This window comes from Aggregatibacter actinomycetemcomitans DSM 8324 (assembly GCF_000372365.1).
Classification (GTDB): Bacteria; Pseudomonadota; Gammaproteobacteria; order Enterobacterales; family Pasteurellaceae; genus Aggregatibacter; species Aggregatibacter actinomycetemcomitans.
The window spans coordinates 115,851-136,737 of record NZ_AQUU01000001.1; the positions used below are offsets into that span (position 1 = coordinate 115,851).

The window sequence follows — 20,887 nt, forward strand, 5'->3', positions numbered from 1 at the left end:
GGGAGGAAACGAAAAGAGGAGTTAGCCGATTTCACGGCGACCTAAGAAGGAATGGGTCAGCGTGGTGCCGTCCACCATTTCCAATTCGCCACCCACCGGAATGCCGTGGGCAATACGGCTGACTTTGACGTTTTGTTGTAGGCAAAGTTCCGCAATGTAGTTTGCTGTGGCGTCGCCTTCTACCGTCGGGTTAGTGGCTAAAATCACTTCATTGAAAGATTCCGTTTGCAGGCGTTTTTGCAACAAATCCAAGCCGATTTCGCGCGGGCCGATACCGTCCAGCGGCGACAAATGCCCCATCAGCACGAAATAACGCCCGGAAAACTGCCCTGTTTGCTCAATAGCAAGAATATCCGCCGGCGTTTCCACCACGCAAAGCAAGCCCGAATTTTGACGGCGTGGATTACTACAAATGTTGCACACATCTTCTTCCGTAAAAGTGCGGCAATGTTCACAATGCCCGATTTTCGACATCGCTTCCGTCAGCCCTTGCGCCAAGCGCATTCCGCCGCTGCGATTGCGTTGCAATAAATGATACGCCATACGTTGCGCGGATTTCGGACCGACGCCCGGCAATACGCGTAAACTTTCGATCAGATTTTCTAACAAGGGGCTGGTTTGCATAAGGTTCCCGATGGATTTGCTGAAAAAATAAACCGCACTTTGCCGTTAATGAAGAAAAAGTGCGGTCGTTTTTTAGGACGTTTTTTAAAACGGCATTTTGAAGCCCGGCGGTAAAGACATACCGGCGGTGACTGACGCCATTTTTTCTTTTTGTAACTCTTCGGCACGACGCACCGCATCGTTAAATGCCGCGGCGATTAAGTCTTCCAACATTTCTTTATCGTCTTCCATTAAAGAAGGATCGATTTCTACACGACGGCAGTTGTGGGCGCCGTTGATGGTGATTTTCACTAAGCCCGCGCCTGATTCGCCGGTCACTTCCAGTTGCGCAATTTCTTCCTGCATTTTTTGCATACGATCTTGCATTTGTTGGGCTTGTTTCATTAAATTGCCCAATCCGCCTTTTCCGAACATAAATTTTCTTCCGTTATTAAAAAGTTGAGTAAAAAAGTGTACGCATTTTAGCGAAAAATTTGCCGCTTGGAAACGATCAATTTTACCGTTACATTGCCTCATACCACCATTCATATTATTATCCGCCCTTAAATTTACTGAAAAAAACCACCGCATTTTTTAGCCACTGTAAACAGGAAAAATCATGGAAACCCGATATTACATCACCATGCTAGCCGCTATGCTGGCACTGCAATTTATGCTATTTGGTTTTAGCCAAACACTTAACTGGATATTTAACCTTAACGGCAAAACACGCCGCACACTGACTATTGTGCTATTTCTTGGACTAAATGCGCTCGTATTAAGTGCGCCATTACGTCTTTACACGGAAAGTTTTCGTGTCACCGCCTTGATTTTAACCCTTTTGCTCTTTTCAACGTTCAGCAGTTTGATCGTCGGTTTTCTCTATTCATTGCGCAAAAAATGGCGTCATTCTTTAAAATGGCTTTATCCAATCCTTTTTTTGAGTTTTATTACTGTCGGTTTATATAACGCTTACACACCGGTAGTGCGCCATTATCAGGTGCATTTGGACAAATCGATGAAGCCGTTGCGGATCGGCATGGCAAGCGACACCCATTTAGGCAAGTTTTTCGGCGGGAAACAACTGGATAAACTTGCAGACATTATGCAACGGGAAAAAGTGGATATTATTCTGCTGCCGGGCGACATTATGGACGATAACGTCAATGCTTATTTAGCGGAGAAAATGCAACCGCACTTAGCCAAACTGAAAGCGCCGCTCGGCGTCTATGCCACCCTTGGCAATCATGATTTTTTCGGCGATCAGGCGCGCATTGAGCGGGAAATTCGGAAAGCCGGCATTATTCCACTGATGGATGAAAGCCTGGTGGTGGATAATCGCTTCGTATTAATCGGGCGCAACGATGATTTGGTGACCAACCGCCCTTCTACGGAACAATTATTGAAAGGCGTAGATACTAATCTGCCGATTATCCTGTTAGATCATCGCCCATCGGAAATTGAACAGCACGCCAAGCTGCCTATTGATATTCAACTCTCCGGGCACGCCCACAACGGACAAATTTTCCCGGCGAATCTGATTGTCAAATTCATTTACCGTTTAAGTTACGGTTACGAACAAATTAACGGTGTACACTTCTTCGTCACCTCCGGTTATGGCTTTTGGGGCGTGCCGATGCGTTTAGGTTCACAATCAGAAGTGATGATTATCGACGTGGTCGGAGGTTAAAAAGAACTATTCTCAATTCCGAGTTTCTGTGTATAATCTGAGCGGTTTTTTTAACATTAGGACTCGGAAATGAAAAACTTTTTAAAAGCGACTTTCGCTTCACTTCTCTTTATTGGTTCAACTCACGCCGGCGCAGTAACGGTTACCGATGCAAAAGGCGAATTTACTATTGATCAAACACCAACCCGTATTGTGGCGTTGGAATATTCCTTTGTGGATGCGTTGGCACAAGTGGGCGTTAGTCCTGTCGGGGTTGCCGATGACAACAACAAAGAGCGGATTTTGAAAGAAGTACGCGACAAAATTAAACCTTGGCAATCCGTCGGTACCCGCTCGCAACCGAGCCTTGAAGCCATCGCGGCGTTAAAACCCGATTTAATCATCGCCGATCCTTCCCGCCACACCGCCGTGTATGGCGAACTGAAAAAAATCGCCCCGACCATGATGTTTGATTCCCGCCATGAAAGCTATCAGGAAAACCTGGAAACCGCGCAGAAAATTGGTGATGTCTTGGGCAAAGGCGGCGAAATGAAACTGCAAATCAACAAACATAACCAATACATCGATAACATTGCCAAATCCATTAATGTGAAAGGACAAAAAGGCGTATTCGGCACGTCCCGCGAAGATAAATTCAACCTACAAAACGACAACGGCTATGTCGCCAGCTTCTTAGGCGTACTCGGTTTTGAAACGCCGAAATTACCAAACAGCACGCAAGCCTTCGTGGAAATCAACCTGGAACAATTGGTCATGGAAAAACCGGATTATTTGTTCATTGCACACTATCGTCAGGAAAGTATCGCCCGCAAATGGGAAAGCGAGCCTTTGTGGCAGGCAATTCCGGCGGTAAAAGCCAAACAGGTGCTCAGCGTTGATGCCGATATGTGGGCGCGCGGACGCGGTATGGCGGCCAGTGAAATTATGGCGAAGCAAGTTGAGCAATTTGTGCAGCAAAAATAATGTTAAGCACCACCGTTCGTTGGGGCTTGCCCATTATCTTACTGGCTTTCCTGTTATGGGGAAGCCTGTTTTTGTATTACCCCATCGCCATTGCTCCGTTAGATGCCTTAAACGCCTTTTTACCCGACGGGGATGATCTGGCGAAAATTACCGTGGTGGGTTTACGCTTTCCGCGTGCTTTGGTGGCAATCGCCCTTGGAGCAAATTTAGCGGTCGCCGGCGCATTATTGCAAACCGTCACCCGCAACCCATTAGCCTCCCCTTCCCTGTTAAGCGTCAACTCAGGCGCCGGATTGGCAATGGTCATCGCCAGCGTCCTCAGCCCTTCGCTGCTATCCGGTTACAGCATTGCTTTAATCGCAAGCATCGGGGGCGGCATCAGCTGGCTTACCGTGATGCTTATCAGCAATGCCTGGCACGACAATAGCGGCGATCGCAGTCGCGTCATTCTTGCCGGTATCGCCGTTTCCTTACTCTGCGCCGCCGCCACGAAATTACTCTTAATCGTCGCCGATGATAACGCCTTCGGCGTCATGAGTTGGCTTGCCGGCGGAATTTCTCACGCACGCTGGAAAGAATGGCATATCATTTGGCCTTTCTTACTATCAAGTGCGTTATTTTGTCTCTTCTTCGCCAGCAAGTTAAACCTGCTCAATCTCAGCGATGAATCCGCCCGTTCTTTGGGAATCAACCTTTTCCGCTTACGTTGGTATGCCAATATTATGGCATTACTCATCGTCGGTTCCGCCGTCAGCGTTGCCGGTCCGGTGGCGTTTATCGGACTGCTGATTCCCCATTTGGCGCGTTATTGGATCGGTTACGATTTACGCAAATCCCTCCCCATGTCCATGTTGCTTGGCGCCATGTTAATGCTCATCGCAGACACCATGGCAAGAGCGGTCAATTTTCCAAACGAAGTGCCTGCCGGCGCGGTATTGGCACTCATCGGCGCACCGGTATTCGTGTTATTTGCCAGAGGAAGACGCTGATGAAAAATGCCTATCATAAATTGCTTTCTCTCGGTTTTTACCCGTTTGCCGTGGTCGCCGTTATTGCCTTATTTATTTTAAGTCTTCGCTTAGGCACTTATACCCTCTCCTTTTCGGAAATTGTCGCGGCGTTTAATTCCGACGATAAAAACCATTTCACGCTGATTGAATACCGCCTGCCCCGTGCGTTGCTGGCAATTTTTATCGGCGGTACATTAGCCATTTCCGGGGTGTTGGTGCAAAGTGTGGTGCGTAATCCGTTAGCGTCACCGGATATTCTGGGCATTAATAACGCGGCGGGGCTGGTTGCCATCGCCATATTAATCTTTTTGCCGAACCTCGCCTTTTACTGGATTCCATTCTTTGCGTTTATCGGCGGCATATTGTCTTTCATCTTGTTATGGGTGATTTGCGGCTTTAATTTCCGTCCGATCAGAATGGCGATCATCGGAGTGGCGATTTCCGCCTTGTGGGCGGCGATCAACCATTATGTGATGCTCACCAATCCTGTAGAAATCAACACGGCAATGCTCTGGCTGACAGGCAGTTTATGGGGAAGAAGCTGGACCTACGCGAATGTGGTGTTGCCTTGGCTATTCCTTCTGCTGCCCCTACCGTTCATTTTTTGCCGCGATCTCGACACCTTGGGCTTGGGCGAAAATAAAGCCGCCACCTTGGGCATTCACGTCAACAAAACTCAGATTTTCGTCTTAGTGCTGGCAGTAGCGCTCTCCACCACCGCTGTCGCCATTTGCGGCCCTATCGCCTTTTTAGGTTTGGTCGCACCGCATTTGGCACGCAAATTGGTGGGCGGACGACACCGCACTTTACTGCCTGCGGCATTGTTAATCGGAGCGTTATTGCTACAAATTTCCGATATTTTAGCGCGCGTCATCGATCCGCCGACCGAGTTGCCGGCAGGCATTCTGACCGCCATTATCGGCGCCCCTTACTTCTTCTATTTATTGATGAGAACCAAATAATGAGTATTGTTATCAACAACTTACAATTGGGTTATCAAAATAAAATCATCGTGCAGGATTTGTCGTTGGACTTTCCGCATAACCAAGTGATTGCCTTAATCGGACCGAACGGTTGCGGCAAATCCACCACCCTGAAAGCCATTGCCCGCCTGCTAAAACCGCGTACCGGCAAGATTACACATCATGGCAAAGATATTTGGCAAAGCACCCCGAAAGAATACGCCAAAGCCCTGTCTTTCCTGCCGCAACAACATTTAGTGCCGGAGGGCATTAAAGTGCGCGAGCTGATCGCCTACGGTCGTTCGCCTTATTTAAATTTATGGGGCAAATTGAACGATAAAGATGAAGCGTTGGTAACCTGGTCAATGGAACAAACCCACACCACAGAGTTGGCGAACAGATTAGTCTCCGATTTATCCGGCGGTCAGCAACAACGGGTATTCTTAGCCATGACATTGGCGCAGGATGCGGAATTGGTTTTGTTAGATGAACCCACCACTTATCTCGATTTAAACCGCCAAGCGGAACTCATGGGCATGATGCGCCAAATGCAACAAAACGGCAAAACCGTGATCACCGTACTGCATGATTTAAACCAAGCCTGTCGTTACTGCGATTATTTGGTCGTGCTAAAAGACGGCAACCTGATGGCGAAAGGCACGCCGGATGAAGTGATGTCGGAAGAACTTTTGAAAACCGTGTTTGACCTGGATGTGGAGATTCATCGCGATCCGGTCAGCCAAACACCGATGTTTATTTTGAAATAAGTGAGCCAAAAGTGCGGCCGAAAAACACATTATTTTTTCACCGTACTTTTATCGCCTGCGTATTACTAGGCATTATCAATGGCGAAAGAAATCACTTCTTTAATGCTTTCCGCACCCATGGCAATCATCAACAGACGATCCACGCCAAGCGCCACACCGGAACAGTTCGGAATGCCAGCTTGCAAAGCGGATAACAAACGGGTATCAATCGTTTGTGGCGGCAAGCCCATTTTTTCCCGCTGGTGATTATCCTGTTCAAAACGTCTTAATTGTTCGCGCGCGTCGGACAGTTCATGAAAACCATTGGCAAGCTCCAAGCCTTTATAGTAAAACTCGAAACGTTCGGCCACCCGTAAATCTTCCGAACTGATTTGTGCCAACGCCGCCTGACTTGCCGGGAAATGATACACCACCACGGGGCTTTCCTGCCCGATTTGCGCTTCCACCACGGCGCTGAAAAGGAATTGTAACAAAGTGTCGCGATTTTCTTCTTCGGCGTTCATCAGTTGATATTTTTTGGCTTTTTCCACCAATTCTTCATGTTCCGCCGATAAAGGATCCAAGCCCACATATTGCTGAAAAGCGAACTGATAACTCATGCTCTCCGCCGGTGGGCATTCCAGAATCTGCTGCAACAAATCATCCACTTCATTGATTAAACGGTACATATCGAAATGCGGGCGATACCATTCCAGCATGGTAAATTCCGGATTGTGACGATTGCCTGCTTCTTCGTTACGAAACACTTTGCCGATTTGAAAAATCGGACCGCTGCCCGCCGCCAACAAACGTTTCATGTGATATTCCGGGCTGGTGGAAAGCCACAATTTTTTAGATTGCTCGCCGAAAGGGGAAATGAATTCCGTGCTAAAGGTAGCAAGGTGAACATCTGTCACACCAAATTCGCTTAACACCGGTGTTTCCACTTCCAATAAACCACGATCGGTGAAAAATCGACGAATTTCCGCCATGAATTTGGCGCGGGCAAGTAAATTTTTAATGGATGCCGTGGGCTGCCATTGTTCCTGTTCCAACATAAAAATGGCCTTTCATTTTGGTGGGGGGAAATTATCGGTTCATTCTAAAGCAAGTCGGCACAAATGCAAAAACACCTTGAGAATCGACCGCACTTTTTACTCTCACCGTGTATTTTTGCACAATATTTAAGAATAAAAAACGAACAACTCACTCTTCTTTCTAACTTTTTTGAGTTAGATCACGAAAGTATAACAAAAGTGAGAAAAAAGATTTTAATCCCCCCAAATAGTGGCAAAATGACGCTACCCTAACGGTCCAAAGTTATTTGGTATTTTTTATTACTATCCCTTTACTTGGAGGAATATCGTGCAAACTGTTAACGTCGATATCGCCATTGTTGGCGCAGGTGGTGGTGGTTTACGTGCGGCGATTGCTGCAGCTCAAGCTAATCCAAATCTTAAAATTGCTTTAATATCAAAAGTTTATCCAATGCGCAGTCATACTGTTGCGGCTGAAGGTGGTGCTGCGGCAGTCATTAAAGAAGAAGATTCCTACGACAAACACTTCCATGATACCGTTGCCGGTGGTGACTGGTTATGTGAACAAGATGTGGTGGAATATTTCGTTGAACATTCCCCGGTGGAAATGACTCAGCTTGAACGTTGGGGCTGCCCTTGGAGTCGTAAAACCGATGGTGATGTGAACGTGCGTCGTTTCGGTGGAATGAAAATCGAACGTACTTGGTTCGCCGCCGATAAAACCGGTTTCCATTTGCTTCACACCTTATTCCAAACCTCCATTCAATTCCCGCAAATCATCCGTTTCGATGAACACTTCGTGTTGGATATTTTAGTAGATGACGTTCATGCCCGCGGTATGGTTGCCATGAACATGATGGAAGGCACCTTGGTACAAATCAATGCCAATGCGGTGGTTATCGCAACCGGCGGTGGTTGCCGTGCATTCCGTTTCAATACCAACGGCGGTATCGTGACCGGTGACGGCTTATCCATGGCATATCGTCACGGCGTTCCTCTGCGCGACATGGAATTCGTCCAATATCACCCGACCGGCTTACCGAACACCGGCATCTTAATGACCGAAGGTTGTCGTGGTGAAGGCGGTATTTTGGTCAATAAAGACGGCTACCGCTACTTACAAGATTACGGTTTGGGACCGGAAACCCCAATCGGCAAACCGGAAAACAAATACATGGAATTAGGTCCGCGCGATAAAGTTTCCCAAGCTTTCTGGCAAGAATGGCGTAAAGGCAACACGTTAAAAACCGCGAAAGGCGTTGATGTGGTGCATTTGGATTTACGCCATCTCGGTGAAAAATACTTACACGAGCGTTTACCGTTCATTTGCGAATTGGCGAAAGCTTATGAAGGTGTGGATCCGGCACAAGCGCCGATTCCGGTACGTCCTGTTGTACACTACACTATGGGCGGTATCGAAGTTGACTTCAACAGCGAAACCCGCATTAAAGGCTTATTTGCTGTGGGCGAATGTGCCTCTTCCGGCTTACACGGTGCCAACCGTTTAGGCTCCAACTCCTTGGCTGAATTAGTGGTATTAGGTCGCGTCGCCGGTAAATACGCCGCACAACGCGCCGTTGAAACTACTCCTGCCAACCAAGCGGCAGTAGATGCGCAAGCACAAGACATTGTTAATCGTTTGAACGCATTATACGATCAAGAAGGTACCGAATCCTGGTCCGATATTCGTGATGAAATGGGTCAAGCCATGGAAGAAGGTTGCGGTATTTATCGTACCCAAGAAAGTATGCAACAAGCGGTGGATAAAATCGCCGAACTCAAAGAACGTTACAAACATATTCGTATTACCGATCGTTCCAGCGTGTTCAACACAAACGTGCTCTACACCGTGGAATTAGGTTATATCCTGGATGTGGCACAATCTATCGCCAATTCCGCTATTGAACGTAAAGAATCCCGTGGCGCGCACCAACGCTTGGATTACACCGAACGTGATGATGTGAACTACTTAAAACATACCTTAGCGTTTTATAACGAAAACGGCGCACCGCGTATCGAATACAGCCCGGTGAAAATCACCAAATCACAACCGGCAAAACGTGTTTACGGCGCGGAAGCAGAAGCTGCAGAAGCGGCAGCGAAGGCGAAAGAACAAGCTCAAGCGGGTAAGGAGTAATAACATGGCCGAACAACCAATCATGAACGTTGAGATTCTACGTTACAATTCTGAAGTCGATAAAGAGCCGCACTTAAAAACTTACCAAGTACCTTTCGACAGCCAAACCTCGTTGCTTGATGCCTTAGGTTACATTAAAGATAAATTGGAACCAGAACTTTCCTATCGCTGGTCTTGCCGTATGGCGATTTGCGGTTCTTGCGGGATGATGGTCAACAACATTCCGAAACTGGCGTGTAAAACCTTCCTGCGCGACTACAGCGGTCATATGCGTATCGAGCCGCTCGCCAACTTCCCGATTGAACGTGACTTAGTGGTTGACCTAAGCCATTTCATCGAAAGTCTGGAAGCCATCAAGCCTTACATTATCGGCAACAAAATGCCGGAATTAGACGGCAAACCGCATCCGTCAAAAGAATTGGCAAAAAGCCGTACCAAACAAACACCGGCACAATTGGAAAAATACCGTCAATTCTCCATGTGTATCAACTGTGGCTTATGCTATGCCGCTTGCCCGCAATTCGGTTTAAATCCTGAATTCGTCGGTCCTGCCGCGTTAACCTTGGCACACCGTTATAACTTAGATAACCGTGACCACGGTCAAGCGGAACGGATGAAAATCATGAACGGCGAAAACGGCGTTTGGTCCTGTACCTTCGTCGGTGCCTGTTCCGAAGTTTGTCCGAAACACGTAGGCCCGGCAACCGCCATTAACCAAGGTAAATTAGAAAGTGCGAAAGACTATCTGATTTCCATGCTTAAACCGAAAGCATAAGGGGAGAGATTATGACAACAACCGTAACTAAACGTAAAAAATACGTCCGTGAAATCACCCCGACTTGGTGGAAAAGTTGGGATTTCTACAAATTCTATATGGTGCGTGAAGCCACCGCACTACCGACCGTCTGGTTCAGCCTGGTGTTGCTTTACGGTGTGATTTGTTTGGGTAAAGCGGACGGTTTTATCGCAAGCTTCATTCCATTCCTGCAAAATCCGATTGTAGTGATTCTCAACATTATTTCACTTGCTGCATTATTGTTGCACGCCGTGACATTATTTGACATGACCGGTGAAGTTATGTCCGGCAGCACCGGATTACCGCCGACATTAATCAAAAACGCGTTACGCGGATTATTCGTCGCCGTCACCGTATTGGCTTTAGTACTTGTATTTATCTAGGGAGGAGACATGGTTAATCAAAATCCAAAACGTTCAAACGAACCGCCTGTATGGTTAATGTTCAGTGCGGGTGGCATGGTTAGCGGTCTAGCTTTCCCGGTACTCATTCTGATCATCGGTTTATTATTGCCTTTCGGCTTAGTCAGCCCGGATAACATCATTGCCTTCGCGCACCATTGGTTCGGCAAATTAGTTATCCTCGTGCTCACCATCTTCCCGATGTGGGCTGGCTTACACCGCGTCCACCACGGAATGCACGACATTAAAGTTCACGTCCCAGCCGGCGGATTCATCTTCTACGGTTTGGCAACACTTTATAGCATTATCGTGTTATTCGCTGTGTGCAATATCTAACCCAAATAGCAACAAAAAACGCTCTCAATGCGGGGCGTTTTTTATGTCTGTCATCATTGTTTTACCAAAAAGTGCGGTCTCTTTTTTGCGCGTTTTCTATTTCGCCTGCACCACCCAACAATTATGAATCTGCTTATTGCGCTCAAAATCCAACGGCAATGTTTTGCGGGAAATTTCCACCGCACTTAATCCCAACGCTTCCAAACCGACAAAATCCATTTTGAACCCGCGTTTATTGTTGGAAAACACGATGGTGCCGTTCGGGCGCAGAATGCGTTTTAAATTCGTCATTAACTTAATGTGATCCCGTTGCACATCCCAGCTGTCTTCCATACGTTTGGAATTAGAAAATGTCGGTGGATCAACAAAAATCAAATCAAATTGACGATCGCATTTTTCCAGCCATTGCAGACAATCCGCTTGAATGAGTTTGTGCTGCTTGCCTTCAATGTCATTGAGCAATAAATTTTGTTCCGCCCAGTTAATATAGGTATTTGACATATCTACCGTAGTGGTGGATTTCGCCCCGCCAAGTGCTGCGTGAACGGTGGCGGAACCGGTGTAAGCAAACAGATTCAGAAAATCCTTGCCCTGCGCCATTTCACCCAACATTTTTCGGGTCAGGCGGTGATCCAAAAACAAGCCCGTATCCAAATAATCCGTCAGGTTCACCCACAATTTTGCGCCATATTCATTCACATAAAAATACTCGCCTTTATTCGCCAATTTTTCATATTGATTGGTGCCTTTTTGTTTCTGGCGCACTTTCAAAATCAATTTATTGGTCTCCACGCCCGTGACGTTTAACGTGGCATTCACGGCATCCAACAAACGCTGGCGGGCTTTGTTTTCATCAATATTTTTCGGTGCGGCATATTCCTGCACCACAATATGATCGGCATAACGATCCACCGCCAAATTATATTCCGGCAAATCCGCGTCATATAAACGATAGGCATCCAACCCCTGCTGTTTCGCCCATTTTTCGATTTTCTTGATATTTTTCTGCAGTCGATTGGCAAAACCCGGTGCGACATGAGCAGAAGCGGCAGAAGTGCGGTCAAATTCGGCAGCGTTTTCCACCGCACTTTGCGCTGCCCGTTCAGCGAGTTGGTAGTTTTTCTGCACACAATCCAAAGGTCCGTTTTTCGCTTTGAACTGACGATGGGAACGCAAACGTAAACAATCCAACAGGCTCGGTTCGCCACTGAAAACGGACGCGTTCCAACCGGCGAATTGTTGTTTTAATCGTTGCCCGAACACGGAATACAAGGCAATCAATGCAGGCGTTGTGCCCAATCGTTCGCCGTACGGCGGGTTACAAATCACTGTGCCCGTGGTGTTTGGGCTTGGATTTTTAAGCGCCGCCACATCGCCCTGTTGCCATTGCATTAAATGTGCCACACCGGCACTTTTGGCATTTTGTTTGGCTTTTTGCAGCACTCGATGATCCAAATCGAAGCCATAAAAGTGCAGTGGATTTTCCCGTTGTTTTTCCGCGTCCACCAAGGCTAAAGCCTCTTCTTTCACCTTTTCCCACACCGCCTGATTATGCCCCCGCCAGAAATCAAAGCCCCAATGTAAGCGATATAACTGCGGTGCAATTTTCGCTTCCATTTGCGCCGCTTCAATCAGCAAGGTGCCGGAACCGCACATGGGGTCCACCAACGGCGTGCCTTGCTGCCAACCGGAACGCATCACAATCGCCGCCGCCAAAGTTTCACGCAACGGCGCTTTGCCGGTGTCCTCACGATAACCGCGCATATGTAGTGCATCGCCGCTTAAATCCAGAGAAAGCACCACCTCATCACGGTTCAGATAAGCATGAATACGAATATCTGGCTGTTCTTTATCGACGTTCGGGCGCGCACGTCCATGACGTTCAAAATAATCCACAATGCCGTCTTTCACACGCATAGCGCCGAATTGGGTGTGGCGAATTTCTTGGTTCGTGCCGTTAAAATCCACGAAAAAATGGACTTTTTCATCGAAATAATCCAGCCAGTTCACGCCCACCACCGCAGAATATAAATCCAAATCACTGAACACTTTGGCTTGCACGATAGGCAATAAAATGCGCGAACTCAAACGGCTCCAAAGCAAGGTGCGATACAGGGTTTCATCATCCGCCCAATAATGCACGCCGCCCTGCGTCACTTTCGCATCGCGCGCGCCTAGGTCGGTTAATTCAGATTTCAAAAGTTCTTCAAATCCACGGGCTGTGGTGGCAAAAAGTTGTTTCATACCGGTCTCAAATATGTAGAAAAAATTGGCGGAATTATAGCAGTTTTAGCCGTTAAATAGGTTGAAGTGCGGTGGATTTTGCGGATATTTTAAATTCATCGTGAAAACTGACCGCACTTTTAAGAAAATCCGGATTTGTACATATTAAATAAAGCGAAATAGGTAAGGGGAATTTTTACATTAATTTTAAACCTATTGAAAATATCAACTTTTTATCCTTAAAATAAACTTAATCATTAAAAAACTTACTCACTTTTACGAGGAAAAGCTATGATTCCCAAAACTTATTTAGCTATGCAAACCACGCCACAAGGAGATTTAGTACTAACCGAAAAGCAAACCGTATTGCCCACCGCTCATCAAGTATTGATTCAAGTAGAAGCCTGTGGCGTGTGCGGGGCAGATTTGGGCGATATCAAACATAACTTACAAACCCCACGCGTTATCGGGCATGAAGTGGTCGGGTGGCTCCTGGCTAAAGGTGAAGCTGTTTCAAAGCGCTGGCAGGTAGGACAACGGGTTGGTGTAGGTCGGCTTGGCGGACATTGTCATGAGTGCGATGCATGCCGTGCGGGACAATTTGTGCATTGTGCGCACCAAAGCTACATAGGCGCAAGCCGTGATGGCGGTTATGCCGAGCTGATGATCGTGAACCAAACAGGTTTGGTTGCCATACCCGAAAGCCTGAATAGCACTGACGCGGCTCCATTACTTTGTGCCGGCTTAGCAACTTTTAATGCACTACGTAACAGCGATACCAAAGCCGGCGACACAGTGGCAGTGCTTGGCACAGGAGGCTTAGGCCATTTGGCGGTCCAATACGCGCAAAAAATGGGCTTTGAAGTGGTATCTATCGGGCGGCAAGACTTATCCGAAAAAATGACCTCGCTTGGTGCACATCATTACGTTAATTTAGCAAAACAAAGTGCGGTGGATTTTTTACGTGAATTGGGCGGTGCAGATTTAATCCTTAGCACTATAACCGACGCCGAAACCATCGGCGATGTGGCAAAAAGCTTAAAAGCAAGAGGAAAATTGTTGCTGTTGGGCGCAAGCGGCGAGCCTTTAGCACTGCCGCTCAACCGTATAGTAGGCAAAGAACAAAGGATCCAAGGTTCGTTAACAGGTACGCCATTTGACGCAGAATGCACGCTCAAATTTAGTGTACTTTCAGGCGTAAAACCGCAGGTAGAAATCTTTCCGCTCACAAAAGCAAATGAAGCTATTGCGCGATTGAAATCAGGCAAAGCACGGTTTCGAATTGTGTTAAACGTCAATCAAAATAAGACTACACCATAAAACACCTTATTATCGGTGCCTGGTCGGCAATGGACTAAAAACGAAGCAAACCTGACGAAAGTCAGTTTTTTAGGATGATTATAAATACCTAACAGGTAACGCCACCAGATTCTCTGCCAAATAATGCTTATTCGGATACTGATTAATAATCACCCCCAGCCCGATAGTAGATTCTTTCCCAAGCGAATTTAACAACGCAAAACTTTTTGCCATTTTTTTATTCGGGTTAGCAGTCGTTTTGATTTCAATGGGATAAATCGTGCGATCGTATTCAATAATCAAATCAATTTCCTTCTGATTGGTATTACGATAAAAATAAAGTGGTGGTTCAATGCCGTTATTCGTGAAAGATTTTATAATTTCACTCACCACAAAACTCTCAAAAAATTGACCGCTCTTTGCACCTTTAGAAATGGTCTCCGGTGTAAGCCATTTGGTTAAATATGCCATGAGACCGGTGTTCAGAAAATAAATCTTCGGGGTTTTAATGGTGCGTTTCAGATGATTATTACTATAAGGCTGTAACAAATAAATAATGCCTGAGGTCTGTAAAATCGCCGTCCAGCGTTTAATCGTTTCGTTAGAGACGCCAACTTCCTGTGCCACATTACTGTAGTTCAATAACTCTCCACTGCGGGACGCCAACGCCACCATAAAGCGGGTAAAATCCGTTGTATTGGTAATATTGGTGAGCTGGCGCACATCCCTTTCAATGTAAGTGGAAACGTAGGAAGAATAGTAAATTTCCCAATCTGTTTCCTGCTGATATAAACGCGGCATATCGCCTTTATGAATAATTTGCCAGATATTTTCAGGCGATTTCAGCATTTTCTCTCTGCTCGCTAAATAATCCCTACTGGGAATAAAAGGCAGGTAAAACTCAACGTTTAATATTTCACGTAGCGATAATCCTTGTAGTTTGAGAATAGCGATTCTGCCCGCCAGTGTTTCACTGACATTTTGCATAAGCTCAAAGGCCTGTGAACCGGAAAGCAAAAACATCCCATTTTTTTGCTGTTTATCGATTTCAAGCTTTAATAAAGAAAACAATTCTTGTGCATACTGCACTTCGTCTAAAATCACATTACCTGCGTGATTTAAAAAGAATAAACGCGGTTCTTGTTTGGCTTGTTCCAGCAGCAGAGGATCGTCGAAGGTCAAATAAGCGTAATCTTTTGCGATATGCTTTAACAACGTCGATTTACCGACCTGTCTCGCACCGGTGACAAGAACTGCCGGAAATTGCTTAAGTAGACGACTTACTAAAGGTTGGATTTGGCGGGAAAGGTACATATTCACTCTCAAAATTAGTTTAACTCAATACAGCATATTAAATTAAACTAATTTAAACAAGGGAAACTGTGAATTTTTAAGTTTAATTTCACATGACATATTGAATTGAACTAATTTTTAAATGTTACTCCCTCGAAAGTGCGGTTGTTTTCTCAGGCATTTTTCCTCACGTTCCGGCAAATACGCCTTCAATCCACGTTCGCGCAAAACGCAACTCGGGCATTCGCCGCAACCGCCTTCGACACCGTTGTAGCAAGTGTGGGTGTGCCGGCGGATATAATCAAACGCGCCAAGTTGATCCGCCAGCGCCCAGGTTTCTTTTTTATCCAGCCACATTAACGGTGTGCGGATTTCAAAAGGGTAAGCCATGGCAAGGTTTAAGGTAACATTCATAGATTTGACGAAAACATCGCGGCAATCGGGATAGCCGCTAAAATCCGTTTCGCACACGCCGGTATAAATAACGCGAATGCCTTGGCTTTTGGCGTAAATGGCGGCGTAAAGTAAAAATAAGGCGTTGCGTCCGTCAACGAAAGTATTCGGCAATTCATTGTCTTTTTGACTGATTGGCGCGTTCGGATCCATTAAGGCGTTGTGGGTAATGGCTTTAATGACGCTGGTATCGAGCACCGTTTGCTTTACCTTTAAATCCTGTGCAATCCATCGGGCTTTTTCCAGTTCAATGGCATGACGTTGACCGTATTGGAATGTGATGACTTCGACATTTTCTGCGCCGAATTCTTGCATGGCGAGAAACAGGCAGGTGGTGGAATCTTGCCCACCGGAAAAAATCACGAGGGCTTTGTTAGGCTGATTTGACATAATAAATCCTGAGTTTTTTATGTGGGAAGGTCGCTAACCACAGCGAACACAAAGAAAAGTGCGGTGAATTTTAGCAAAGAAATAAAGGGATGGAAAATCCCCTTTAAAAAAACGCCGTTGAAACCAACCGCACTTTAATGCCCGATATTTTACCGTGAATGAACTGATCAAACGCGTGTTAATAAAATGCGGTCAAGAACCTATCATTCACCCTCAACCTACGGTTCCCATGCGTGGGGTATTAACATTGGCTGGATAAGGGTGTTGTAGAACAGTTAGAAATTAATGTGGTGGACGTGAAATGGAAATTCAAAGATAATTAGCTTAAAACATAATCAAGTTTAAGGAAAGTTTATGCTGTATATCCCTCAAACAAACCCTGGGCGCTATGTAAGTAGCATCGTGGCATTAAACGTACATAGCCCAAACGGTACTGGCGATTGGCATAGTGCAGCGGCATTGAATGACGATGCTTATCCGCAAGATTTTTACATTTATGGTGAAAGCCAAAAAAGGAACACCAATCATCTATTGGGTAATCTAGGCGTAATTGATGGCACCCAACGATTAAATGAAATGGGATATTACCCTGAAAATTATCCTGTTTGGCTTGCCGACCACCCTCGTGCTTGCGTTGATTACCTCTACACCGCCGTACTTCAAACTGGTTCACTTGGAGAAGTTATGCTTGATGAATGGTTTCCTAGCGATGAAGATAAACAATCGGTTTACGATTTATTGAACCAGCTCGAACCCAATTTAACCGAACAAGAAAGGGAAAACTTACAATTATGGAAACGCAAAAACCCGATAATCTAATCACCGAACGCGATAAACATCACGAAAAATTGATGGTGAGTATCCTGAAAAATCTTACCGATACGCCTTTAGTACTGAAAGGTGGCACAGCACTTTATCTCGGCTACGGCTTAAACCGCTTTTCCGAAGATTTGGATTTTGACTCGTCCAAAAAACTGAATTTACTCAACAAAATCAAAGCGTCCGCCCCACACGGTATTGTGATTGATGATATTAATGTGAAAAAAGATACAGACACAGTGAGTCGTTATATTGTGAATTATCATATCCGTGATACAGGTGTTAAAGATGCACTAAAAATGGAAATTTCTTATCGAACGCCAGCATCAGATGATCAAATTACGGTTAAAGATGGCATTCGTTTTTCATCAGTGGAACGCATTATTGATAACAAACTGCACGCAGCTTATGATAGCGATAACACGCGAACTAAAGGACGTGATTTATTTGACCTACATTTTCTCGCCAAACAATACCCCGAAGCCTTTACGCCTGAACTTGCCGAACGATTAAAAGGTTTCGCTCAAGATCCTGATAAATTAGTCAGCCTATATAGTCAAAATATCCAAGCGGATCCGCTACTTAATAAGATTATGGACGTTGAACAAATTGCACTTGAGCTAAATAAGATGGCAGAAACTATCTATTTCACTCAACAAATGCAAAATCACCCTGCAATGCAAGCATCAATGCCTAATGCTAAAAAACAATTTAAGGCGTTGTTAGATGAAGCTAAAAATAAGAAAGAAGAAACAACACAAAATGTTGTGCCGTCCTCTCTTAAAATGAAATTATAAGCGACAATAACGGTATTTCTACCGCTATTTTCTACCCTATTTGAACGGTTTTAACCGCCAAAATCTTGCCGTACATTCGACAATTCCTTGCTTATGCAATCTAAGTAAAATCCAATTAACCGCTTTATAGTGTTTATTTCCAATATCAACAAATTGCGGGTTTCCTGTTAAAGCTAAAACCTTTTCGGCTATCTCACCGCAAAACGGCCCCTGCCGATTTTCTTGTAATACTTAGGTAACCCATCGTGCTGTAATTAAAGATGATGGTTTAGGTTCTTTTGGCATATACGACTGAATTAACGCATTCATTTCTTGTGTTAAAAGTTGTATTTGAATAGTCAATTCATCTTGCTTTTCTTTTAGTGATAGCAAGCGAGAGATTAATTCGTGCTTGGATAATTTTTGTGACATAATAGAAAAATCCCTATTGAGTAAAATTCCAAGGATTTTAGTATTTTCAATCGGTTAAATCTTTGTGCAACTGCTACATAATGCCGTTAATGCCAATCAATACCCTTCTTCCTGTAAATTCGGCAGAAAAGTTTTGTGTTGAATGCGTTTAACGCGGGTTTCGATGCGTCCGTCGGCGTACAATTCAATTTCACGCCAGCCCGGTTGAGCAGTGTCTAGGGCGAAGGTATTGCTATCCGGTTTGAATTGAATGCCTGTAGAAGGCGTTGCCATAATTTTGTAACCGTTCCATTCGCCGTCCACTTGCTGATGAATATGCCCGTATAAAATGCCTTTCACATTATTAAACGGCGCCAGCGTGTAAGCCAATTCGTGTGCGTTACGCAGATTATGTTGATCCAGCCAGGCGGAATGGGTGGATAAAATATGATGATGCAACACCACTAATGAATAACGCTGCGGATGTTCTTTCAGCTTCGCCATCAGCCAATCCAGCTGATATTGCCCGAGCTGACCGTGGGGCACGCCGGCGATTTGACTGTCCAGTAACAGAATTTGCCAATTTTCTCCTAACAGAATGTGCTTTTTATCACAAATATTGTCACGTTTGAGAATATCAAACATTTTCGGTTGAAAATCGTGGTTGCCGGGGATCCAAAATACGGTTTTCTCAAGGGGCTTAACGCTTTCGCAAAAACGCAGATAGCCTTCTTCGCTGCTGTCTTGAACCAAATCGCCGGTGGCTAACACCAGATCATAATCATAGGATTGTTGCCGAATTTCACTTAACACCTGTGAAAAGCTTTCTTGAGTATTGACCCCCAATAACTCGCCGGTTGCGTCTTTAAATAAATGGGGATCCGTGATTTGAATGACACGAAACACCTCTTGCCGGGTATCATATTTATAGGTATTTAACAAATAAACTCCTATTTCCGTATTAAACTTAGTCTAAATTACCTATGGCATGTTTACAGCCACTGCGCCTGCAATTTTCGGTAATTTAACTCCAGCCACTGTAATCCCATTACTGCAATGCCGTTATCAATTTTACCCTCACAAATCCATTGATACGAGGTTTCCCTACTGACGACATGAACTCGAATATCTTCGTTTTCTTCCGCTAAACCGTGAATGCCACCAATGTTTGTGCTGTCAACGTTACCCACGAACAAATGGATCCGCTCCAGCACGCCGCCCGGGCTGTCCCATACGCTCAAGCAATGTTGCAAATGGCTAATTTGCGCACCCGCTTCTTCTTCACTTTCCCGCAGAGCCACATTTTCCGGCGTTTCGCCTTCTTCTACCATGCCGGCGATGAGTTCCAGCAACCACGGTGATTGTTGCAGTTTCGGGTCATAAGCGCCGATACGCACTTGCTCCACCAAAACCACCTTGTCTAACACGGGGTCATAAGCCACTACCGCCGACGCGGCACCTTTAAGCAGCAGCTCGCGGGTGACGATCCCGCTCCAGCCGCCGTTAAAAAGTTTATGTCGAAACTGAACCTTATTCAGCTTAAAAAAACCTTGATAAACTGTTTCATCCTTTACAATTTCAATATCACTTTGAGTAAATTGCTGAAACTGATACATCTTTCGCTCCTTAAATTACTACCGGCAATTAGGATACTTTCATTTGTAACAAAAAAAAACGTCATTCTTCGCAAAATGTTTAGATTTTTGAACTCGGTCACAAAAGTTTGTGACATCACGTAAACCGATCATAGACCATAGAAATATAACAAAGTATAAACAAAAAAAGTGCGGTCGGTTTTCAGATTGTTTTTCGGGTATGAAAAACGTCTGGAAAACCGACCGCACTTTTACCTTTACCAAAATTACACGAAATATTGCTCGAAAATCTGTGGCAGGTGCTGCTGTAAAACTGCCTTGCCGGCAATGTCCTCATTTTCCCATGCCTGCAATAACACCGCCGCTGAAAATTGCTGTTTCGCCTTTTCCGCCAGGGGAACATAGCTAATATGCCAAGGTTCGTGCCCGATTTTTTTCCCTTCCGGCATTTTCATAAACGGCAGGACGAAATCAAAGTGCGGTAGATTTTCCGCGAGAAATTCGCTCAATCCAAAGAAATAACCGCCTTGTTCATATTCCCAAGGTTCAAGTTGTAATGCCTGACCCGGCGGTAATAAATCAGGATCAAAAATATCAATTTCCGTGCCCCAATGATGGCGGCTCGCCCCCGGCAACGCCGACCAACGCAAAATCACCTGACATTTTTGCCAGTCGTTCAATTTGGTTAAATCTAACGCCTTACCTGCGTCATCATGCACTTTACGTTCAGCGTTAAATTTGCCATTCCAAATCAACTGCTGACGTGCAAAATCACGAAAACTGCTCGCCGGCTGTAAATTAAAGCCATTTTTTACCGCACTTTTTTGTAAGCCTTGAAAGGCTTTCGCTGCCTGCGCCTGTAAGAAATGATTGGGTGAATGGGGTATCGGCAGGTTTACTAAATGTTCACGCGATTTGCCACAAAGCATTTCAGGGGTTAAGCTCAT

22 protein-coding genes are annotated in these 20,887 nt (G+C 45.4%); 12 read left to right on the forward strand and 10 right to left on the reverse strand.

Translation table 11 applies throughout. The features are described from left to right. Window positions 1-21: 21 nt before the first annotated feature. Together recR and A3CS_RS0100615 are read right to left on the reverse strand one after the other, a co-directional pair. The gene (recR, locus tag A3CS_RS0100610) at window positions 22-624 is read right to left on the reverse strand and encodes a recombination mediator RecR (RefSeq protein ID WP_005542695.1); all 603 of its coding nucleotides are present in this window, start codon (window positions 622-624) and stop codon (window positions 22-24) included. An 84-nt stretch (window positions 625-708) separates the two neighbouring features. Next, complete coding sequence (locus A3CS_RS0100615; protein WP_005546714.1) at window positions 709-1,038, reverse strand: YbaB/EbfC family nucleoid-associated protein; 330 nt, start codon at window positions 1,036-1,038, stop codon at window positions 709-711. A 184-nt stretch (window positions 1,039-1,222) separates the two neighbouring features. Between A3CS_RS0100615 and A3CS_RS0100620 the strand changes: the two genes are divergently transcribed. From A3CS_RS0100620 to fecE, 5 genes are all read left to right on the forward strand, one after another. Further along, complete coding sequence (locus A3CS_RS0100620) at window positions 1,223-2,293, forward strand: metallophosphoesterase (RefSeq protein WP_019518143.1); 1,071 nt, start codon at window positions 1,223-1,225, stop codon at window positions 2,291-2,293. 69 nt (window positions 2,294-2,362) lie between these two features. Beyond that, a complete protein-coding gene (locus A3CS_RS0100625; RefSeq protein WP_005546719.1) occupies window positions 2,363-3,256 on the forward strand; it encodes a Fe(3+) dicitrate ABC transporter substrate-binding protein FecB in 894 nt (297 codons plus the stop codon). Next, window positions 3,256-4,245 (forward strand): iron-dicitrate ABC transporter permease FecC, encoded by a 990-nt coding sequence (gene fecC / locus A3CS_RS0100630; RefSeq protein WP_005546721.1) that lies wholly within the window; start codon window positions 3,256-3,258, stop codon window positions 4,243-4,245. Before A3CS_RS0100625 ends, fecC begins: the two co-directional genes overlap by 1 nt. Next, entirely contained in the window at window positions 4,245-5,228 is a 984-nt protein-coding gene (gene fecD, locus A3CS_RS0100635; protein WP_005546723.1) for a Fe(3+) dicitrate ABC transporter permease subunit FecD, read from the forward strand. The genes fecC and fecD overlap by 1 nt, the downstream gene beginning before the upstream one ends. Beyond that, the gene (gene fecE, locus A3CS_RS0100640; RefSeq protein WP_005546725.1) at window positions 5,228-5,995 is read left to right on the forward strand and encodes a Fe(3+) dicitrate ABC transporter ATP-binding protein FecE; all 768 of its coding nucleotides are present in this window, start codon (window positions 5,228-5,230) and stop codon (window positions 5,993-5,995) included. The genes fecD and fecE overlap by 1 nt, the downstream gene beginning before the upstream one ends. A gap of 65 nt (window positions 5,996-6,060) precedes the next feature. Here fecE and epmA read toward each other — a convergent pair whose 3' ends face one another. Next, a complete protein-coding gene (epmA, locus tag A3CS_RS0100645) occupies window positions 6,061-7,032 on the reverse strand; it encodes an elongation factor P--(R)-beta-lysine ligase (protein WP_005546728.1) in 972 nt (323 codons plus the stop codon). Between the two features lie 307 nt (window positions 7,033-7,339). Between epmA and frdA the strand changes: the two genes are divergently transcribed. Genes frdA through frdD form a run of 4 tightly spaced genes read left to right on the forward strand, consistent with a single transcriptional unit; the run spans window position 7,340 to window position 10,681 of the window. After that, the gene (frdA, locus tag A3CS_RS0100650; protein ID WP_005546730.1) at window positions 7,340-9,148 is read left to right on the forward strand and encodes a fumarate reductase (quinol) flavoprotein subunit; all 1,809 of its coding nucleotides are present in this window, start codon (window positions 7,340-7,342) and stop codon (window positions 9,146-9,148) included. A gap of 4 nt (window positions 9,149-9,152) precedes the next feature. Then, a complete protein-coding gene (locus A3CS_RS0100655) occupies window positions 9,153-9,923 on the forward strand; it encodes a succinate dehydrogenase/fumarate reductase iron-sulfur subunit (RefSeq protein WP_005546732.1) in 771 nt (256 codons plus the stop codon). Between the two features lie 11 nt (window positions 9,924-9,934). Beyond that, the gene (gene frdC, locus A3CS_RS0100660) at window positions 9,935-10,327 is read left to right on the forward strand and encodes a fumarate reductase subunit FrdC (RefSeq protein WP_005546735.1); all 393 of its coding nucleotides are present in this window, start codon (window positions 9,935-9,937) and stop codon (window positions 10,325-10,327) included. Window positions 10,328-10,336: 9 nt separating this feature from the next. Further along, window positions 10,337-10,681 (forward strand): fumarate reductase subunit FrdD, encoded by a 345-nt coding sequence (gene frdD, locus A3CS_RS0100665; RefSeq protein ID WP_005542720.1) that lies wholly within the window; start codon window positions 10,337-10,339, stop codon window positions 10,679-10,681. A gap of 96 nt (window positions 10,682-10,777) precedes the next feature. Here the strand turns inward: frdD and rlmKL are convergent, their stop codons facing one another. Continuing rightward, window positions 10,778-12,925: a bifunctional 23S rRNA (guanine(2069)-N(7))-methyltransferase RlmK/23S rRNA (guanine(2445)-N(2))-methyltransferase RlmL gene (rlmKL, locus tag A3CS_RS0100670; protein ID WP_019518144.1), complete on the reverse strand. Its 2,148-nt coding sequence runs from the start codon at window positions 12,923-12,925 to the stop codon at window positions 10,778-10,780. A gap of 270 nt (window positions 12,926-13,195) precedes the next feature. Between rlmKL and A3CS_RS0100675 the strand changes: the two genes are divergently transcribed. After that, a complete protein-coding gene (locus A3CS_RS0100675) occupies window positions 13,196-14,224 on the forward strand; it encodes an alcohol dehydrogenase (RefSeq protein WP_005546742.1) in 1,029 nt (342 codons plus the stop codon). A gap of 78 nt (window positions 14,225-14,302) precedes the next feature. On the opposite strand, the gene A3CS_RS0100680 is transcribed toward A3CS_RS0100675, so the two are convergent. After that, window positions 14,303-15,517 carry an ATP-binding protein gene (locus A3CS_RS0100680; RefSeq protein WP_005546745.1) on the reverse strand — a complete coding sequence of 405 codons (1,215 nt, stop codon included), beginning with the start codon at window positions 15,515-15,517 and terminating at the stop codon, window positions 14,303-14,305. 117 nt (window positions 15,518-15,634) lie between these two features. Then, window positions 15,635-16,339 carry a 7-cyano-7-deazaguanine synthase QueC gene (gene queC / locus A3CS_RS0100685; RefSeq protein ID WP_005546747.1) on the reverse strand — a complete coding sequence of 235 codons (705 nt, stop codon included), beginning with the start codon at window positions 16,337-16,339 and terminating at the stop codon, window positions 15,635-15,637. A 354-nt stretch (window positions 16,340-16,693) separates the two neighbouring features. On the opposite strand from queC, the gene A3CS_RS0100690 reads away from it, so the two are divergent. Then, window positions 16,694-17,158, forward strand: a complete 465-nt coding sequence (locus A3CS_RS0100690; protein WP_005546748.1) for a hypothetical protein — start codon at window positions 16,694-16,696, stop codon at window positions 17,156-17,158. Then, window positions 17,131-17,955, forward strand: a complete 825-nt coding sequence (locus A3CS_RS0100695; RefSeq protein WP_005546751.1) for a nucleotidyl transferase AbiEii/AbiGii toxin family protein — start codon at window positions 17,131-17,133, stop codon at window positions 17,953-17,955. Before A3CS_RS0100690 ends, A3CS_RS0100695 begins: the two co-directional genes overlap by 28 nt. Window positions 17,956-18,186: 231 nt before the next feature. On the opposite strand, the gene A3CS_RS1000000111240 is transcribed toward A3CS_RS0100695, so the two are convergent. The 4 genes from A3CS_RS1000000111240 to A3CS_RS0100710 all read right to left on the reverse strand — a co-directional run bounded on the left by A3CS_RS1000000111240 (window position 18,187) and on the right by A3CS_RS0100710 (window position 20,887). Further along, window positions 18,187-18,366, reverse strand: a complete 180-nt coding sequence (locus A3CS_RS1000000111240; RefSeq protein WP_005573798.1) for a hypothetical protein — start codon at window positions 18,364-18,366, stop codon at window positions 18,187-18,189. A 96-nt stretch (window positions 18,367-18,462) separates the two neighbouring features. Further along, entirely contained in the window at window positions 18,463-19,287 is an 825-nt protein-coding gene (gene cpdA, locus A3CS_RS0100700; protein ID WP_005546752.1) for a 3',5'-cyclic-AMP phosphodiesterase, read from the reverse strand. Between the two features lie 50 nt (window positions 19,288-19,337). Further along, a complete protein-coding gene (gene nudF, locus A3CS_RS0100705; protein ID WP_005546754.1) occupies window positions 19,338-19,961 on the reverse strand; it encodes an ADP-ribose diphosphatase in 624 nt (207 codons plus the stop codon). Window positions 19,962-20,206: 245 nt separating this feature from the next. Next, entirely contained in the window at window positions 20,207-20,887 is a 681-nt protein-coding gene (locus tag A3CS_RS0100710) for a M15 family metallopeptidase (protein WP_005560555.1), read from the reverse strand.

Bases quoted from the DNA above. Each gene is read 5' to 3' on its own strand.
- recR (WP_005542695.1), bottom strand. From the start codon at position 624: ATGCAAACCAGCCCCTTGTTAGAAAATCTGATCGAAAGTTTACGCGTA.
- A3CS_RS0100615 (WP_005546714.1), bottom strand. From the start codon at position 1,038: ATGTTCGGAAAAGGCGGATTGGGCAATTTAATGAAACAAGCCCAACAA.
- A3CS_RS0100620 (WP_019518143.1), top strand. From the start codon at position 1,223: ATGGAAACCCGATATTACATCACCATGCTAGCCGCTATGCTGGCACTG.
- A3CS_RS0100625 (WP_005546719.1), top strand. From the start codon at position 2,363: ATGAAAAACTTTTTAAAAGCGACTTTCGCTTCACTTCTCTTTATTGGT.
- fecC (WP_005546721.1), top strand. From the start codon at position 3,256: ATGTTAAGCACCACCGTTCGTTGGGGCTTGCCCATTATCTTACTGGCT.
- fecD (WP_005546723.1), top strand. From the start codon at position 4,245: ATGAAAAATGCCTATCATAAATTGCTTTCTCTCGGTTTTTACCCGTTT.
- fecE (WP_005546725.1), top strand. From the start codon at position 5,228: ATGAGTATTGTTATCAACAACTTACAATTGGGTTATCAAAATAAAATC.
- epmA (WP_005546728.1), bottom strand. From the start codon at position 7,032: ATGTTGGAACAGGAACAATGGCAGCCCACGGCATCCATTAAAAATTTA.
- A3CS_RS0100655 (WP_005546732.1), top strand. From the start codon at position 9,153: ATGGCCGAACAACCAATCATGAACGTTGAGATTCTACGTTACAATTCT.
- frdC (WP_005546735.1), top strand. From the start codon at position 9,935: ATGACAACAACCGTAACTAAACGTAAAAAATACGTCCGTGAAATCACC.
- frdD (WP_005542720.1), top strand. From the start codon at position 10,337: ATGGTTAATCAAAATCCAAAACGTTCAAACGAACCGCCTGTATGGTTA.
- rlmKL (WP_019518144.1), bottom strand. From the start codon at position 12,925: ATGAAACAACTTTTTGCCACCACAGCCCGTGGATTTGAAGAACTTTTG.
- A3CS_RS0100675 (WP_005546742.1), top strand. From the start codon at position 13,196: ATGATTCCCAAAACTTATTTAGCTATGCAAACCACGCCACAAGGAGAT.
- A3CS_RS0100680 (WP_005546745.1), bottom strand. From the start codon at position 15,517: ATGTACCTTTCCCGCCAAATCCAACCTTTAGTAAGTCGTCTACTTAAG.
- queC (WP_005546747.1), bottom strand. From the start codon at position 16,339: ATGTCAAATCAGCCTAACAAAGCCCTCGTGATTTTTTCCGGTGGGCAA.
- A3CS_RS0100690 (WP_005546748.1), top strand. From the start codon at position 16,694: ATGCTGTATATCCCTCAAACAAACCCTGGGCGCTATGTAAGTAGCATC.
- A3CS_RS0100695 (WP_005546751.1), top strand. From the start codon at position 17,131: ATGGAAACGCAAAAACCCGATAATCTAATCACCGAACGCGATAAACAT.
- A3CS_RS1000000111240 (WP_005573798.1), bottom strand. From the start codon at position 18,366: ATGTCACAAAAATTATCCAAGCACGAATTAATCTCTCGCTTGCTATCA.
- nudF (WP_005546754.1), bottom strand. From the start codon at position 19,961: ATGTATCAGTTTCAGCAATTTACTCAAAGTGATATTGAAATTGTAAAG.
- A3CS_RS0100710 (WP_005560555.1), bottom strand. From the start codon at position 20,887: ATGAGCTTAACCCCTGAAATGCTTTGTGGCAAATCGCGTGAACATTTA.